12 protein-coding genes are annotated in these 17800 nt (G+C 37.2%); 1 reads left to right on the top strand and 11 read right to left on the bottom strand.

Features of this window, described 5'->3' with window-relative positions:
- Positions 1-13: 13 nt before the first annotated feature.
- From AC3QLY_RS10550 to AC3QLY_RS10520, 7 genes are all read right to left on the bottom strand, one after another.
- The gene (locus AC3QLY_RS10550; RefSeq protein ID WP_288071650.1) at positions 14-1309 is read right to left on the bottom strand and encodes an aminopeptidase P family protein; all 1296 of its coding nucleotides are present in this window, start codon (positions 1307-1309) and stop codon (positions 14-16) included.
- Positions 1310-1688: 379 nt separating this feature from the next.
- Complete coding sequence (locus tag AC3QLY_RS10545; protein ID WP_218331179.1) at positions 1689-2168, bottom strand: cytidine deaminase; 480 nt, start codon at positions 2166-2168, stop codon at positions 1689-1691.
- A gap of 99 nt (positions 2169-2267) precedes the next feature.
- A complete protein-coding gene (gene lepB, locus AC3QLY_RS10540) occupies positions 2268-3803 on the bottom strand; it encodes a signal peptidase I (protein ID WP_218331178.1) in 1536 nt (511 codons plus the stop codon).
- Between the two features lie 122 nt (positions 3804-3925).
- On the bottom strand, positions 3926-5086 hold the full coding sequence (locus AC3QLY_RS10535) for a sigma-54-dependent transcriptional regulator (RefSeq protein WP_218331177.1): 1161 nt from the start codon (positions 5084-5086) through the stop codon (positions 3926-3928).
- Between the two features lie 68 nt (positions 5087-5154).
- The gene (locus AC3QLY_RS10530; protein ID WP_218331176.1) at positions 5155-7218 is read right to left on the bottom strand and encodes a TonB-dependent receptor; all 2064 of its coding nucleotides are present in this window, start codon (positions 7216-7218) and stop codon (positions 5155-5157) included.
- Between the two features lie 155 nt (positions 7219-7373).
- Positions 7374-8360, bottom strand: coding sequence for a pyruvate dehydrogenase complex E1 component subunit beta (locus AC3QLY_RS10525; protein WP_068246497.1), 987 nt, complete (start codon positions 8358-8360; stop codon positions 7374-7376).
- A 131-nt stretch (positions 8361-8491) separates the two neighbouring features.
- On the bottom strand, positions 8492-11362 hold the full coding sequence (locus AC3QLY_RS10520) for a TonB-dependent receptor (protein WP_287100958.1): 2871 nt from the start codon (positions 11360-11362) through the stop codon (positions 8492-8494).
- 165 nt (positions 11363-11527) lie between these two features.
- Between AC3QLY_RS10520 and AC3QLY_RS10515 the strand changes: the two genes are divergently transcribed.
- Positions 11528-12463 (top strand): phosphoribosylaminoimidazolesuccinocarboxamide synthase, encoded by a 936-nt coding sequence (locus AC3QLY_RS10515; protein WP_492989731.1) that lies wholly within the window; start codon positions 11528-11530, stop codon positions 12461-12463.
- Here the strand turns inward: AC3QLY_RS10515 and trhO are convergent.
- The 4 genes from trhO to AC3QLY_RS10495 form a co-directional block, all read right to left on the bottom strand.
- Entirely contained in the window at positions 12460-13506 is a 1047-nt protein-coding gene (trhO, locus tag AC3QLY_RS10510; RefSeq protein WP_492989730.1) for an oxygen-dependent tRNA uridine(34) hydroxylase TrhO, read from the bottom strand. The two genes, AC3QLY_RS10515 and trhO, sit on opposite strands and share 4 nt — an antisense overlap.
- A gap of 142 nt (positions 13507-13648) precedes the next feature.
- Positions 13649-14002, bottom strand: a complete 354-nt coding sequence (locus AC3QLY_RS10505; RefSeq protein WP_492989729.1) for a hypothetical protein — start codon at positions 14000-14002, stop codon at positions 13649-13651.
- A 66-nt stretch (positions 14003-14068) separates the two neighbouring features.
- Complete coding sequence (locus AC3QLY_RS10500; RefSeq protein ID WP_492989728.1) at positions 14069-16531, bottom strand: penicillin acylase family protein; 2463 nt, start codon at positions 16529-16531, stop codon at positions 14069-14071.
- A 167-nt stretch (positions 16532-16698) separates the two neighbouring features.
- Complete coding sequence (locus tag AC3QLY_RS10495; protein WP_492989727.1) at positions 16699-17796, bottom strand: aminotransferase class I/II-fold pyridoxal phosphate-dependent enzyme; 1098 nt, start codon at positions 17794-17796, stop codon at positions 16699-16701.
- Between the last annotated feature and the right edge of the window lie 4 nt (positions 17797-17800).

Raw genomic sequence — 17800 nt, 5'->3', positions numbered from 1 at the left:
AGCTATATAAATATTATTTTTTAATATGCATTAATTTTTCAATTTCTTCAACGGTAACAGGAATATTTTTCATTAAATCGGTATTACCGTTTTTGGTAATCCAAACATTGTTTTCAATACGAATACCCATTTTTTCTTCCTCAATATAAATACCCGGCTCAACGGTAAATACCATTCCGGCAGTAACCGGTTGGTGTTTATTGGCCAAATCGTGCACATCAATTCCTAAATGATGTGAGATGCCATGATACAGGTATTTTCGATAAGCGGGATTATTCTTATCCTCATTTTTTACATCGGCTTTGGATAGTAAGCCAATTTTTATAAACTGTTTGGTGGCTTCCGCTCCTACTTTGTTGTGATAATCTGCCAAAAGTATTCCGGGTTTTAAAATAGATTTAGCGTAATTATGAAGGTGTAAACAGGCATTATACACTTCTTTCTGACGTTTGGTAAATTTACCATTAACAGGAACTGTACGGGTTAAATCGGCACAATAGCCCCCATATTCCGCACCAAAATCCATCAATACCAAATCCCCATCTTTACATTCCTGATTATTGAAAACATAATGTAATGTTCGGGCATTATCGCCACTGGCAATGATGCTATGGTAAGCAGGGCCTTCTGCGCGGTTACTTAAAAAGCTATGATAAATTTCTGCTTCAATTTCATATTCAGTAACACCCGGTTTTATGAATTGCAATAACCTTCTAAAAGTAATTTCAGTAATGTCAATAGCTTTTTGAATTACTGCTACTTCTTCTTTTGTTTTAATACTGCGTAACTGTTTTAAAATTTTAGCAGCCCGTTTGTATTCATGTAATGGGTAGAGTGCCTTCATTTCATCAATAAACCGATATTCACTGCTGCGAATTAAGGAAGCTTTCCGATCGTTTTCATTTGAATCTAAGTAAATGGTATCTGCTGCATGAATCCAACCTTGCAATAGCGCATCAACAGTATCGGCCCACACAATAGTTTCCATTCCGGAAATTGCCCGGGCTTCTGCTTCTCTTAAACGCTTACCATCCCATTTTTCCTTCAAATCATTCGGACGTACCAAAACGAGCACTTCACGAAATTTTTTTTCAGAATTATCGGGATATAAAATAACCATTGAGTCTTCCTGCGTAATACCGCTTAACCAATACAAATCACTATTTTGTTTAAATACATGTAAGGCGTCTCCGTTAGATGGGAAAGCATCATTACTAACAAATATGGCGATACTGTTGGGTTGCATGGCCTTGATGAAGCGTTGCCGATTTTCTTCAAATAGTTTTGATGGCAAGGGTAAGTGTTTCATACAAAAAAATTTAAAGTGGAAAGATAAAGTTTTAATACCAAAAAATATTCAATCAAATAGAACGGTTACTGATTATACATCCTGCAATTCAATCAATAGTTTGTACCATCACTTACATGAATGGATGCTATAAACCGTTACACATTTTGCATACATATATTTAAAACCAAAAATATATTATGCTTTTTTTGTATTAAAAAATACATAATTGATACCTTTATGCTGAATAGTGGTTTAAAAGCCATTAAATTATACTGAAATTGTAATTCTTAACAATGAGGTATACAGGTATCCCAGTACTTTTGATTCATAATGTTAATTTTTCAAAATAATTATCGAACCTCCGATTCTTCGGGGGTTCCTCTTTTTTAGGCTTCCATTATATTTCTTTACTGGTAAATGCCAATGGCAGCAAGGCCGCTGCATTTTCAATTACAAATATTAGTCCTGTTTGTCCGCTTAAAATTAAACGCATGGTTTGCCGATACCTTGTTTGGTGTTCTACAATAGCCTGCCTGCACATACCACAGGGCGAAATAGGTTTGTTGCTACTGCCTTTGAGCGATTGATAACTAATGGCCATGGTTACCACATGCGCTTTTGGATATAATGCTGCCGCAGATGCCAGTAAACTTCTTTCTGCACAAATGCCTACAGGATAACTTACATTTTCCTGATTGGTTCCTGTTACTATTTTTCCATTGCTTAACATGGCTGCTGCTGATACAAGAAACTGTGAATAAGGTGCATAAGCCAGACTGGTATTGATTCTTGCTTTTTCTAATAAAAGTGCATCTGATTCAGAAAGTTCCTGAATGTGTTGGAATAACTGATAATTAAATTGATATTGTTGTTGCATTCCGAGATATTTTATGGTTCAAGCGGTTAAATTTATTCGATAAAAAAATCCTTGTTACTTAGGTAACAAGGACTTAAAAAAATATGAGGATAAAGATAACTATTTTATCCATTTAAAAATTCGGTTCCACCGGGGGCCATTATCCCAGCTAAACCAAATGAGTGATGCTTTTCCCACAATATTTGTTTCCGGTACAAAACCCCAGAAACGACTGTCCTGACTATTGTGGCGGTTATCTCCCATCATCCAGTAATAATTGTATTGAAAGGTATATTGCGTTTGTGGTTTACCATCGATAATAAAAGTTCCATTTTTTTCTTCAAGGCTATGATGCTCATATACATGAATCAAACGCCTGTAAATAGGAATGTTTTCGGTTGTAAGCGTAACAGTTGCACCCTTTTTAGGAATATATAATGGACCATAATTATCTACACCCCAACCACGTGATAATTGATAAGGGAATATGCTGTAGGCAGCTTCAGAAGAATCGAAAGGAATTACGAAACGCTCCACTGATAACACATCGGGTATTTTTTGTAATGCCATGGCATCGTTATGTGTTAAGGGCATATAATAGGCACCACTTTGCCGGTACATGTTTTGCAAATCATCATGTAGTTGATCTGTTTTTTCATCGTTGCGCACATCAATATTATACTGGGTTTTCAATATATCAAAATCAAGTGGTCTGCCCTTGGTTTTCACCACAAAAGTGGTTTGCGAATATTCGGGCTGAATAGCCTTTTGCCCATTTACATACAGCACACTTTCTTTTACCTGAATAGTATCGCCCGGCAAACCCACACAACGTTTAATGTAATTATCAGTTTTATCCATCGGGTGTACTAAAATGTGTTCTCCAAATTGTTGCCATACTGCATCCCTTCCTTGTCTTCTAACAAAATCATAATAAGGTTGGGCAGAACCATAACCGGGCAAATTAATAATGGTATCACCTTCAGGAAAATTGAATACTACTACATCGTTTCTTTTAATGGGCACATAACCCGGCAGGCGCATGTACTTTAATTCTATCCATTTTAAATAAGATGGGGTTGTTTCACTGAAAGGCATAATATTATGCACAAAAGGAAAAGATAAAGGCGTTTCCGGAATTCTTGGGCCATAGGCCATTTTGTTTACAAAAAGAAAATCGTGCACCATTAAGGTTTTCTCCATACTACCGGTTGGAATTACGTAGGCTTCAAATACAAAAGTTCGGATGATGGTAGCTGCCACAATAGCAAATACTGCCGCATCAATCCATTCCCGTGCAACCGATTTTTTGTATTGTTTTACTGCTTTTTCGCCAACCCAACGCACATCTTTCGAAAAACCTAAATATGGAAAATAAATAAAGGGCAGAAAAACCGCCAGCGTATGGTGTATTAAATTAAACTTATCAAAATACATGGTAAAAATAATAGTAATCCATATTGTAATGAACTGCCCGGCAATGGGAATAAGTTGTAACCAGAACCACCATTTTTTTATGTTACATTTTTCTGTAATTAACCAGGTATTGTAAAATGGGATAAATGCTTTCCAAGCTTCAATACCTGCTTTTTTAAACATACCATACATACCTACATGCCAGCCAATAATTCCAATAATAAATAATGTTATACCCATAAATATATTTTAGTTACAGTAAATCATGCATCAGTAATACATTGGTTTGTATGATGATGTGATTTGCAATATGAAGTTTACAAAGCTTAGTTTAGTTTTGTTAAACAAAATACAAACTTGCATTACATGGCCAATGCATAATTTTTTACATCATCGGCCGTAATGGTTTTACCGGATAAAATTACCAGTCGTTCAATTACATTTCGCAATTCACGAATATTGCCCGACCATTTTTTATTCTTTAATGCCAACACTGCATTTTTTTCAATTGCTTTTTTGGCTTCGCCATATTCTTCGGCAATATCTTCCAAAAATTTTTCTATTAGCAGCGGAATATCTTCAGCTCTTTCATTTAAAGAAGGTACATGTATTAATATTACGCCCAGCCGATGGTATAAATCTAACCTGAAATTTTTTGCTTCTACTTCTTCCAACAAATTTTTATTGGTAGCAGCTACCACCCGAACATCCACGTTAATTTCTTTATCACCACCTACACGGGTTATTTTACCTTCCTGTAATGCCCTTAATACCTTGGCTTGTGCCTGCAGGCTCATGTCGCCAATTTCATCTAAAAACAACGTACCACCATTGGCCTGCTCAAATTTGCCGATGCGTTGTTTGATGGCCGAAGTAAAAGAACCTTTTTCATGACCAAATAATTCGCTTTCAATCAGTTCACTTGGAATGGCAGCACAATTTACTTCAATTAATGGTGCCTTGGCTCTGTTGCTTTTTTCATGCAACCATCGGGCAACCAATTCTTTGCCACTTCCATTTTCTCCGGTAATTAATACACGAGCATCAGTAGGGGCTACTTTATCAATGGTAGCTTTAATTTTTTTGATGACATCACTTTCTCCAATAATTTCCTGAACCCGACCTATTTTTCTTTTCAATACCTTGGTTTCTTTTACCAAAGTTGTTTTATCCATTGCATTACGAATGGTAATGAGCATCCTGTTTAAGTCGGGCGGTTTGGCAATATAATCGAATGCACCTTTTTTAACAGCATCTACTGCGGTTTCAATATTACCGTGTCCGCTAATAATGATAATGGGCACTTCCGGTTTTTCTTCCAAAGCTTTCGTTAAAAATTCAATGCCATCCATTTTGGGCATTTTAATATCGCATAATACCACATCATAATTGGCTGCGATAAATTTCTTCCAACCATCTTCACCATCGATAGCTTCCTCTACCTTATATCCTTCATTGCTTAAAATATCTTTCAGAACGCTTCTAATGGCACGTTCATCATCAATTACGAGAATTTGAAACATAATTTTTGGTAAGTTTTTGCTAAGATAAGTGTTAGTTACTGTTTGCACATAACAGATACGGAATAAAGCTACCAGCTAAAATTTATTCCTGCATAATAATTCCGACTGGGTGCCGGATTATAATATCTCCCTCCAAATGCATTGATATCATTACCTAAACTATAATTTTGATTCAACAGGTTATCAATACCACAAAAAATATTGAGTTTAGCCTGTTTCCAATGGATATACCTGCCCATTTTTAATTGTAAGTTTTGATAGGCATTTGCGTAGTTTGTATTGCCATCATTTAAAGGAATAGCAGCAGTAGCATTGAGCAGCAAATGCAGATAATATTTATTTTTTGTGGCCATATCAATGCCCGCATTGGTAATATGTTTGGGAACACCTGTTACCGCATTGCCGGTATAATTGTTATTGCCCTGTTTATAATCTGAAAAATAATAAGGCTGATAGCTAAAACTGCCCCATATATTGAACTGACTGATAAAAGCTGAAGCCTTTTGCCATAAACGATATTTGCCCGTTACTTCAATACCTTTTTCGAGCGCACCGCCGGAGTTTACAAAATACTGTGCCCCCTGAGCATTTACCCGCATTACAATGGCATTTTGTAATTGAAAATGATAAGCTGCTACATCAAATTGTAAACTATTGTTCCACGCACTGCCTTTAATACCGGATTCAATATTCCAGCCATATTCTGCTTTTAGTTTACTGTGAAAAATTCTATCCTGTGGGAAAAATTCTGCCAGTGTTGGGGGAGAAAATCCTTTGGCTGCAATGGCATACCACGAAACAGATGACGTTAATTGATAACCCAATGAAAAACGAGGCGTGAATACCTGTTGATTTTGGGTACTTAAATCATGTAACATGGTGCTGTCAGTAAGACGTCGATACTGCAATTGCTGATTATTGAAACTTACGCCTGCATTGAGTGTAATTTTTTTCCAGCTAAGCTGTAATTGAGAAAAAACATACCATTGACTGGCAAACAAATTATCTTTAAACTGTACATTGCCTTGTACCCCTCCATTGTTTACATAATCATCTATTCTGGAATGATTGTATAACCATTCTCCCCCGTTTACCCATTGTAAAGCAGCATTTCCAATTTTGTGTTGATAAATGAGTTTAGACGATATGCCGGTATTGGTTTCATCACGGTTTTCGTATTTGGTTAAAAAGGGATTGGTAATAACATTATCGTTCACCAAAACTACTGATACTGCCGAAAGAGATGAATTAATTTGTATAGAATGATGTATTCCTGCAAAAGCAGTTTTATCGAAAATAGCTGATTTTTGTTCTACCGCACCCGGCGTTGTTCCTGTTGCAGGTCTTGCCGCAGTGGGATTTTTTAACATTTCTGCCAATGTTAGTCCGCCCGGTGTTTGATAATACATATTGGTATAAAATGCCAGCACATCAAATATTTGTGAACCGGTTTGCCATTTGGCTATCCAATTATATGTATCTCTTCTAACGGCCGACTGTTGACGATAGCTATTGGATTGCAAATGGCTTTGTTGTAACAAAGAAGTAAACCGTTTATTTTGATAAGTGTATCCTGCATTTTGTACAAATAATCCATATGAACCACCGGTAATACCCACATTAAAATGGCTTTGATTTTTTGATGTGAAAGAGGGTACTGAATTGAGCAGCAAAACACCCCCGGTACCTGCACCATATACGCTGGAAGAAGGCCCTTTGATGACTTCTGCATTGTTGATCTGGCGCACATCTACCAGATTTAAATAGGTATTGCCACCACCATCGGTTAATGGAATATCATTCCAATATACTTTCACATTCCGAACACCAAAAGGTGAGCGAAGGGTACTTCCCCTAATAGAAAGACGATAACTGCCTGGAGAACGTTCCTCCATTCTAACACCTGCAACAGCATTAAGCACCGGTAATAAACTGGTGGGGGCACTTCGTTGAATATCGGCCTGACTGATGAGTGCCACAGCAACAGGCGCATCTTTCCATTTTTTATTCAGCATAAAGGCATGCACCGTTACATCTTGTAGTGTATCATTTCCAAAGGTAGGCAATGCTTCGTTTTGTGCAGTTGCTTTTTGTACAATTACGAGCACTATAAAATAGAAATATTTTTTCATGCAAATTAAACCAATATGCTTTTTAATTGATTAGCAACCTAAAGTTAACCCACAGCATTATACCTAACCCAATACGTAATATGATTGATATCAAAAAAAATCCCGAAAGGTGAGTTTCGGGATTAAATAGTATAACCATTAACACAATTATTTCTTTATTTTTTCATATACATCACTTCTTTAGCCAGTTTTACAGTTCTTTCCACATCGGGAATAGCTAAAGCTGCTAAATTAGGTGCATAGTGCATGGGTGCATCGGCACTGGTAATGCGGCGAATGGGTGCATCTAAATAATCAAATCCTTCTTTTTGTATACGATACGTAATTTCAGAACTTACTGATGCAAAGGGCCATTGTTCTTCTACAATCAATAACCGATTGGTTTTTTTAACACTTTCTAAAATAGTATGCCAGTCTAAGGGGCGTATGGTTCTTAAATCAATCACTTCAGCGTTTATCCCTTCTTTTTCCAATTCTGCGGCTGCGCCCAATGCAACTTTCATCATTTTGTTGAAAGAAACAATGGTAATATCGCTTCCTGCTTTTTTTATGTCTGCCTTTCCTAATGGAATATAATATTCTTCATCAGGCACTTCAGATTTATCTCCATACATTACTTCACTTTCCATAAACATAACCGGATCTTCTTCGTAACGAATGGCTTGTTTCAGTAACCCTTTAGCATCATAGCCATTTGAGGGAGATACCACTTTAATACCCGGTATATTGGCATATAAACTTTCAAAAGCGGTGGAGTGTTGCGCTCCTAATTGTCCGGCACTGCCATTAGGCCCTCTGAAAACGATGGGGCAGGCAATTTGTCCACCACTCATAGCCAGCATTTTAGAAGCTGTATTTAAAATTTGGTCTAATGGTAACACTGCAAAATTCCAAGTCATGAATTCAACAATCGGCCTTAAACCGTTCTGTGCAGCACCAACTGCTACACCGGCAAAACCTAATTCGGAAATCGGCGTATCAATGACACGCTTAGCGCCAAATTCAGCCAGCATACCCTGACTAACTTTATAAGCACCATTGTATTCAGCAACTTCTTCACCCATTAAAAAAACCCTTTCATCTCTTCTCATTTCTTCCTGCATGGCCTCTCTGAGTGCCTCTCTAAAAGCAATTGATCGCATAATTTATATCGATTAGTAAATTGAGCAGCAAAAATAGAAGATTATCATGTATAAAACCAAAAACAGCGGTTCTGTAATAAAAAAAGCTCTTCGGAAGCAACCGAAGAGCTTTAAAAACAGGGTTGTAATTTTTAAAACACATTATACCCATAACTTACATAATACAAACCACCAATCTGTGCATTACCAAAGCCATTGGTATAGTAATGGTTTAATAAATTGGTACCACCAATTTTAATCATTGACTTGGTAGCAGGCAATTTAAAGGTAATTACGCCATCAATGGTTGCAAAAGAAGGTACATTACCGGTTCCAAAAGTTCCTTCATAATAAAAACTATCCTGATAACGATACATTAAACTAAAGCCCAAACGATTATCTAATAAAAATCCTGAATTACTGAAACCGATATTGGTTCTGATTTTAGGCGTATTGAAATAAGAAACAAAACCTGAAGGCAGACTGCCTATTTGGTCAGAGTATACATTGGCATTCAATGCAAAATTTCTGGGTAATAAATATTGAACAGAGGCACCCCATCCGTTGGTATTTACATTACCCGGTGTATTTACTGAAATGCTGTAAATGGTTCTTGTAGCAGCCGCATTGCCGGATGAACCATTTGGATTTAAGCCCAACAAGCCCAAGGGCGAACCATTTTGCGATTGAACAACAGTAACGCCACCCAAAAAGTCTTTATAATTTGCCCAGTAAGCATATACATCAATCAACAATTTTTGGGCAATCAGACCTTTATAACCCACTTCGAATGAGTTGGAAGACTCAGGTTTAAATTTGCCGAAGTTTTGCACTTGCAACAAACCGGGATTAGGACTGCCATTGAGTACCGATGCTCCAAATGCCTGCACACTGGCCAAAGTGTAAGAAGGATTATTATTAAAATTGTAGTAATTACGTAATTGTGGCAAGCCGCCCATTAAACGAATTCCGCCACTCACCAATAAGTTAATCCATTGATTTTGTGTAGAAGGGAAACGATAGGCGTTTTGATAAGAAAAACGCAGGTTATGGTTTTTAGCTAATTTTACCACTGCTGAAAAACGAGGGGTAAACTTTCCATCAAAATTTGAATTTTTATCGTACCTGCCGGAAGCGGTTAATTTTAAAACATCATTAAATAATTGCTGCGAAAGTTGAGCATAGGCTCCCACTTCATTTATATAAATTTTACCTGCAGTATCTGCAAACAAAGTTCCCTGTGAGTTTAATGCATATTGTTTCCAATTGCCGCCTATCAATAAATCGGTTTTAGTTTTTTCTAACCCTAATGCAGGGGATAAATTGTATTGACCTTCTATCATATACAATGCAGTTTTATCTACGAAAAGTGCACCACCTTTAGAAATAGGGGTTTGTACAATTTTTTGAAACAAGGGGTTATTATAAATAGCGCCGTTCGGCCTTCCTGAAGCAGCGTCGGTAGCAGAACGGGCATACACTTCAGCAGCAGCATCGCTTAAACCAGCGCCACCTAATGAAGCAGGTAAACGCGATTTAATATAATTCTGCGTATACTGGGAAAACCAGCCGGTGGCACCACCGCTGGGTAATAAAGCCTCATTAAACAAACGGGCAGCAATGGTTGAATTGTAAGAATCACCGGCATTTTCCTGCGTAGTATAAGCTCTTAAAAACCAGTTTTTGTTTTTCAATTCAATTTTATACTGACCCATTTTTAAATTTTTCAGTGCATAACGGTCAGAACCCGTATACACAGTACTACCTGTGCCCCAGTTGCCATCAAAAATTAAATCAGTTCGGCTACTGATTTTATAAACCGCTTCACCTGAAATTTTAAAGTTGTAGGTAGTAGGTGCAATCACATATTTTTCATCAAATCCGGTTCTGGATATATTCTGATTGGCCGGAATAGTTGAAACAATACCATTAATGATTGAACTGGGAACACCCTGAGCAATAAATCCCTGCCCTACCTGTTGCGCCAGCGAATTAAAAGTAATACCGCCAGCACTTACTAAGTTTGTTTCATCACCATATACATTTACACCATCATAAGCAGGGTCAGAATCTCTGGTACCCGGTATTACTTGCCCATTGGGCGTTCCGGTAGTACGAGAATAATCTCTTTTATCATTGGCCAGCCAGTCTTGTGCCTGTACATATTGTGAAGCTATTTTAAAAGCAAACTTGTCTGATACTTTTTTGGCCCAACGTACACTCCAGTCATAAAATGGAGCAGCATTGCGTTGGTAATTATCTACATGGTTTACACCCTGTTTAATTTGAAAACTTAATCCTTGATATTTGAATGGATCTTTACTATTAATTAAAACAGTTCCATTCATACCACCGGGGCCATACAATGCAGAAGAAGCACCTGGCAACAGTTCTATACTTTCTACATCTAATTCAGTTAATCCAATTACACCACCTACCGGAAAATTTAAGCCAGGGGCCTGGTTATCCATACCATCCACAATTTGATTCAATCTTAAATTTCCATTAACATTGAATCCACGGGTACCTACCGATTTAAATGTTAAACTGGAAGCTACCACATCTACCCCATTTAAAGTTCCGATAATATCATAATAGTTAGAAGAAGGAGCAGAACGAATGGTAGCAGCACTTACCCTTTCAATAGTTACCGGCGATTCAATAATTTTTTCAGGAACACGAGAGGCAGCTACTACCACTTCATCACCTAAAATATAGTGTGGCTGAAGGCTCACTTCAATAGGTGTTCCGTTAAATGTTACTTCTTTATTAGAGAAACCAACAGAAGAGATAACCAATGTAAATGGCGGTTTTTGTGCGGTAGTAAATTTAAAATAACCTTTTTCATCGGTATAGGCACCAGTTGAACCTCCCTTAATAGTTACTGAAACAGATGATACAGTTTCATTGTTACTTGCATTTTTAATAACGCCACTAACAGTGGTAGCTTCTTGTGCATGGGCTGTTACATAAAACAATGAAACAGTAATGCAAAAAGAAACCATTAACATTAATTTTCTCATACGGCAGTTTTTGTTTAACAGCAATTTAGAAAATAGTTGGCTGAATAAAAAAAATATTAAAAAATACTTGAAAAATACTTTTATGTAATCGTTCAAAAAAATTATCCGAAAGAAAAAAAACGAAAAAAGCGCCTGTATATTATTTTGCAAGAGTATTTTTGATGCATGGCAATGTATCAATTTCCCCAACAAACCAATTTTTACAAGGGTAAAGTAAGAGATGTATATAGTATTGGCCAAGATATACTGGTAATGGTGGCCAGTAACCGAATTTCGGCTTTTGATGTAATACTACCCAAGCCCATTCCATTTAAAGGTCAGGTACTGAATCAGATTGCTGCTTATATGTTGCAGGCTACCCAAGATATTTGCAAAAACTGGTTATTAAGTGTACCTGCGCCTAATGTAAGTATTGGAAAAAAATGCGAACCGTTTAAAATAGAAATGGTGATAAGGGGTAATTTAACCGGACATGCCTGGCGTACCTATCAATCGGGCAAAAGAACATTATGCGGTGTGGCATTACCCGAGGGGATGCAGGAAAATGATTTTTTTCCGTCACCCATTATAACACCCTCTACCAAAGCTGCAGAAGGGCATGATGAAGATATTGCAAAAGAAGCCATAATTGCAGGCGGACTGGCCAGTGAAAAAGATTGGGCACAATTAGAAACATGCGCATTAGCGCTTTTTGAAAGGGGAAAACAACTGGCTGCACAACGGGGGCTGATTTTAGTAGATACCAAATATGAGTTTGGGAAAATTGGAGATGAAATTTATTTAATGGATGAAATTCATACACCAGATAGTTCAAGATATTTTTATGCAGAAGGATTTGAGGAGCGCCAGCAAAAAGGCGAAAAACAAAAACAATTGAGTAAAGAATTTGTAAGAGAATGGTTAATTACCCATCATTTCATGGGGAAAGCAGGAGAAGTTGTTCCGGAAATGACGGATGAATGGATTCAAACCATATCAAACCGATATATTGAATTATACGAAAAACTGATTGGAGAAAAATTTGTTCCACAATCTCTTTCTGATGAAATTACTTTTGAAAAAACAATGGAAGCATTAAAAATATTAGGCGTTTATCACTAAACGCCATTTATTTCATTCAATCTGGGCCTTAAACGGGCTTTAGATTTGTGGAATATATTTTGACCTTTATCTATTCCCTTTCTAATTTGCTTTTGCCTTTCAACAGGTAAATGAATGGTTTCTGCACAGGCCTCACTGCAACAACCATTGTATTTTGTGGCACATTCATCGCACTGTATAAACAAAAGGTGGCAACCATCATTTTTACAGTTGGTATGGGTATCGCAGGGGTTTCCGCATTGGTGGCAATGCGCAATTACATCGGGTGTAATTCTTTCACCCAGCCTGTTATCGAACACAAAGTTTTTACCTTTAAAATAACTTTCTAACCCCAATTGTTGGGTCTGGCGGGCATAATTAATAATTCCACCTTCCAAATGATATACATTTTTAAAGCCCTTATGCAACATATATGCACTGGCTTTTTCACAACGAATACCACCTGTACAATACATGATGATGTTTTTGTCTTCATTACCTTTCATCATTTCCACTGCCATGGGCAATTGTTCGCGAAAAGTATCTGAAGGCACTTCTAATGCTTTTACAAAATGGCCCACTTCATATTCGTAATGGTTACGCATATCAATTACAATGGTATTGGGGTCAGTCAGTAACCGGTTCATGGTAATGGCGTCTACATACTTCCCTTTTTGATACATATTAAAATCGGGATCATTAATACCGTCTGCCACTATTTTTTCACGCACCTTAACTTTTAATACCCAAAAACTTTTCCCATCATCATCCACGGCAATATTAATTCGTAAGCCATTTAAAGGTTCAATACTGTATAAAAATGTTTTGAATGCTTCAAAATTAGATTCGGGCACACTGGCTTGTGCATTAATACCTTCTTTGGCAATATAAATTCTGCCAAACACTTTCAGCGCATGCAAATGCTTATACAGGTAATCTCGAAAAGCCAGTGGATTGGATACTTCAAAATACTGATAGAAACTTACAGTAATGCGGGGTTCTTTTTCTTCCATGAGGCGCTTTTTCAACTCCTCATTATTAATACGATTGTGTAACAATGCCATAAAGAAATTACATTTCAGACTTTTTACGCAAAGGCAAAAGTTCCATGATTAAATATGGACCCACTTGCAGGGTGGGCAAAATATCGGTGCGAAAATACTTATTTTATGATTGTAACAAAAAAGGCCTTTCTTTTTAAACCAATCAATTTGACCTTTTTCTGATTAAACTGCCGGTTAATGCAGCCATTCCAGCTACCAATCCGCCTATGAATGCAGTTAGCAATATAATTGCCATGGAAGAACCTCTCAATGGTAATATTTGGGCTACTTTTTGCGAAAGAATATGGTGATTGGCATTGTCCATTAACAATGCCATGATTCCCCACAATAAAAATAAAGCAATAAATCCCGACAAAAATGCTTTATATGGTTTTTGATGTATGGCCAATGCAACTGCCAATGCACAGATAGCAAAACTATACCAGGGGAATACTGCATATAACCCAAATGAGTAACTTAAAAAAGCAGTGATGATAACAGATATTACAAACTTCATATTTTTAATTTTATAAATGTTTTTTTTAGCAATTGAATAATGCAAAGTTATCCTCCAACAGATGTTTTATCCATTTTTCACTTCCAAATGCCATTTCATATCAGCACTTGTTGCAGCCATACTTTTCGTTAAAAACAATAGCGGATAATATTTACCGGCTGCCCATGTATCAATAAAATTATCATAATATTTACTGCCCGGATTACCACTTTGCCCGCCAGGATAAACTCCATAAGCTTCTGTTTTATCCGTTAATTGTACAATCATTCGCCAACTGGGCCCATGATTGGATGTGGTGGCATTAATAATGTTTGTTCCACCTCCTATTGGCACATGCAACCTGCTCAGTGCAGGAATTTTTAATAAATGACCAATGTAGGTGTCCTTATATTTTCCCCAGTTTAACTTACCCATTTTTTCTAAATTTTCTAGTGCTGCACAGGCCTGTTTACATGCATTTTGTACAATGGTGGGCATATTTTCTTTCACATCTTTTGTTCTAATATCATCAGCAAACAGGTAATTCGTGTCTTTAATCATTGCCTCCACTAAGGTTGCTTGCTCCGGCCACATGTACGGCAAGCCGGTACTGTTCAATTCATCAGCATAAATATCTACAAAAACACTATCCCAAAAACATTCAAAAATAGTAGGAGCTGTTGCATCATAATCACTTACCAAATTCCATTCTTTCAATTTATCCATATAACGCTTTTCTGTTGGGCTTAATGCGGTTTCATCTAAATATTTAAACAATGCGGGTCTGGCCATTTCGGCAAATACATTGTAATTATTGGTTTGCATTTTCATCATATCTTCGGGTGTAATATTATTCATACCTGCTAAAAACCGATTGATGATGAGCCCTCTGTAAATAGGGAAATTTCCAGATCTGCCTAAATAATATGGATAAGTTGTATCTACAACCATTTGATTGGCGCTGCTTACAAAACCACGTGCCGGGTTATACATCAGCGGGTTTTCTTTATTGGGTATAATTCCCTGCCACATATAAGCGCTATCTGTACCCGGCATCACAAACTCGCCCTGGTGTTTCCACTTGGCTACAAAAGCTCCCTGCTGCTTAATGGCAATATCTCCATTTATACAGGCAAATACAAAATTTTGCCCTGGACATTCAAAATAATTAACGGCATTGCTGTAATCGGTATAGTTTTTAGCTCTGTTTAAATAATAAAAAGTAGCCAATTCATTACTACCATCATGCGCTTTCCAACGTACGGCATAGTAACGGCCATCTTTATTTTTACTCTGATAATTTTTATCATACATTACCGGTCCAAATACAGTCATGGCTAATGTTTCCACATCATCGGGACCATCTTTTACTTTAATCACCTCTTTCCGTATCTCAGCTTTTTCCCATGCGTTATTGAACCAATACTCTTGCATGGTGCTGTCTTTAAACTGCATTTCATAAAAATCTTTCACATCTCTGCCTGCATTGGTTACCCCCCAGGCACAACTGTCATTAAACCCTATAATTACACAAGGTGCACCAGGAAATGTTGCACCATACGTATTTTGTGTTGGGGTGCTAATTTGCACTTCATACCAAAGAGAAGGAAGATTTAAACCCAAATGTGGGTCGTTACACAAAATAGGCCTTCCACTTTTTGTTTTACTGCCACTAACTGCCCAGTTATTGCTGCCATTATTTTTATTGGGGATAACAGGTGGAATGGCAGTGGAGGTGCCCCCGGAAATTCCGTAGTACACAGAATCTACATTCACAGGTATTTTGGGTACAATAGAAGGTTTTTCAAAAGTGGTACCAATAGGTAAAATAGGATCTAATGAATCGGCCCTGTCGGGAAATAATTTTTGAAACATAATGTATCCTAACAGGTTTTTGGTATTGGTCATTAATAAATCATCGTCGCCCTGCCCGGTTAAATCATACGACATAAATTTTAAAAACAATGCCGAACGCAAATTGGTCCAGGGTTCAGGTGTAGCATTTAACAATTTAAATTCTAAAGGAATTTGATTGGGTTTTAAATGAGCTATATAGGCATTTACACCTGCTGTATAAGCATCCATGGCTGATTTTACTGCCGGGTCTGCTTCCATAACTTTTAACGAATTTTCGGCAGCATATACCATTCCTAATCTCCTGAAATATTTATCAATTGCCAGCCCGTCTTTTCCAATTAATTCGCTTAATCTTCCTCCGGCCACGTTGGTCTCAAATTCCATTTGAAACAAACGAAACTTCGCATGCAAATAGCCTTGCAAAAAATATGCATCTGCATCATTGCCGGCATAAATATGAGGTACTAAACGATTGTCAAAATAAACATCTGCTTTGCCTTTTAATCCACTTAAAACAATTTCTCCACCAAAATCAGTATTATCAGGTTCTGCATTTTGCCAAAATCCTTGTTGAGGAGATAAAAAATAACCTAGTCTTGGTGTTTTTGAATTACCAACCGGCAACTGAATATTGAGTACTACAATTAAAGCAATGGTGAGCAGTGCAGCTAAGCCCATGTAAACATATTTCATAGACAAGTTTTATAAAAGTTCAGGGTATTGGCAGTGTTCAAACCTATTGTTTTCAGCAATACTTGTACAACAAAAAAATCATTGAAAACAATTTCAGGTTTTATTCAGCATTGAAAATAATAATTTTTTGCATACATTCATTTTTTTTATTTCAACAATTGTTGATTTTATGTGGAAGCGAGCAGGTGTAATAAATTTTGCAGTTCGTTTTTGGTATTGAAAGCATGCAAAATAATGCGCAGCCTTTCTGCATTTTTGGGCACTGTTGGATAAAGAATAGGCCGTACTGCAAACCCGTTATTTTGTAAGGTTGTAGCTACCTGAATTACATTTTCATTGCCGGGTATTATCAAACCCTGAATAGGTGTATCTGAAATCAACTTTTGAAATGGAAGTTTTGCCTGTTGAAACTGTTGAATATGCTGCTGTAATACCTGCCGTTCAGTGTGCATTCCAGGAAATATTTGATAGGACTTGATTACTGCTTTAATGGCCAATGGCGGAAGTGCTGTTGTGTAAATAAAGGGTCTGGAAAAATTAACTAAATATGCTTTCAATCGTTCAGAACCCAATACTGCTGCACCCTGACAGCCCACCGCTTTTCCAAAAGTATGGATACGGGCAAAAATAGCTTCCTGTAATTGATCGTGTTGGGTAAGTCCTGCTCCATTTTTCCCAATTATTCCTGTGGCATGTGCTTCATCTACAATAAGGTGTGCACCATATTTTTGGGCAAGTAAAACCAAATCAGGCAACGGACACCTGTCTCCATCCATACTAAAAACCGTTTCGGTTACAATAAAAATATGACCCTTTGCCAGTTTTAACTTTTCTTCCAAATGCATAAGATCATTATGCCGGAATGAAAAACTTTGTGCAAAAGATAAACGAAGGCCTTCCCGTATAGAGGCGTGTGATAAAGCATCGTATAAAATGGTATCGCCTTTTTGAGGTATGGCAGAAAGCAAACCTACATTGGCGTCATAACCCGAATTGAAAATGAGCGCAGCAGGTGTTTGGTGAAATGTTGCTATGGTGCTTTCTGCCGCTTCAATCAATGCATAATTGCCCGACAATAATCTGGAACCTGTTGCACCTGCGGCATAAATATGCACATCTTCGGATGTAAGCAGCCGTTGTTGGGCTATTCCCAAATAATCGTTTGAAAAAAAATCTATTTTATTGTCCGATGTTTGTAAAGAGCGATAGCTTCTTTGCAATTTTCGGTCGTTCAATTTATCGTCAAGAAATTCATCGTGGTACATGTTT

Source organism: Hydrotalea sp. GW822-HT8A01 (genome assembly GCF_058798575.1).
The sequence above is the reverse complement of the archived record's forward strand: the minus strand, read 5'-3'. Positions and strand labels throughout refer to the sequence as shown.

Coding starts and splice junctions, on each gene's coding strand:
- AC3QLY_RS10550 (WP_288071650.1), bottom strand. CDS start 1,309: ATGAAACACTTACCCTTGCCATCAAAACTATTTGAAGAAAATCGGCAA.
- AC3QLY_RS10545 (WP_218331179.1), bottom strand. CDS start 2,168: ATGCAACAACAATATCAATTTAATTATCAGTTATTCCAACACATTCAG.
- lepB (WP_218331178.1), bottom strand. CDS start 3,803: ATGGGTATAACATTATTTATTATTGGAATTATTGGCTGGCATGTAGGT.
- AC3QLY_RS10535 (WP_218331177.1), bottom strand. CDS start 5,086: ATGTTTCAAATTCTCGTAATTGATGATGAACGTGCCATTAGAAGCGTT.
- AC3QLY_RS10530 (WP_218331176.1), bottom strand. CDS start 7,218: ATGAAAAAATATTTCTATTTTATAGTGCTCGTAATTGTACAAAAAGCA.
- AC3QLY_RS10525 (WP_068246497.1), bottom strand. CDS start 8,360: ATGCGATCAATTGCTTTTAGAGAGGCACTCAGAGAGGCCATGCAGGAA.
- AC3QLY_RS10520 (WP_287100958.1), bottom strand. CDS start 11,362: ATGAGAAAATTAATGTTAATGGTTTCTTTTTGCATTACTGTTTCATTG.
- AC3QLY_RS10515 (WP_492989731.1), top strand. CDS start 11,528: ATGGCAATGTATCAATTTCCCCAACAAACCAATTTTTACAAGGGTAAA.
- trhO (WP_492989730.1), bottom strand. CDS start 13,506: ATGGCATTGTTACACAATCGTATTAATAATGAGGAGTTGAAAAAGCGC.
- AC3QLY_RS10505 (WP_492989729.1), bottom strand. CDS start 14,002: ATGAAGTTTGTAATATCTGTTATCATCACTGCTTTTTTAAGTTACTCA.
- AC3QLY_RS10500 (WP_492989728.1), bottom strand. CDS start 16,531: ATGAAATATGTTTACATGGGCTTAGCTGCACTGCTCACCATTGCTTTA.
- AC3QLY_RS10495 (WP_492989727.1), bottom strand. CDS start 17,796: ATGTACCACGATGAATTTCTTGACGATAAATTGAACGACCGAAAATTG.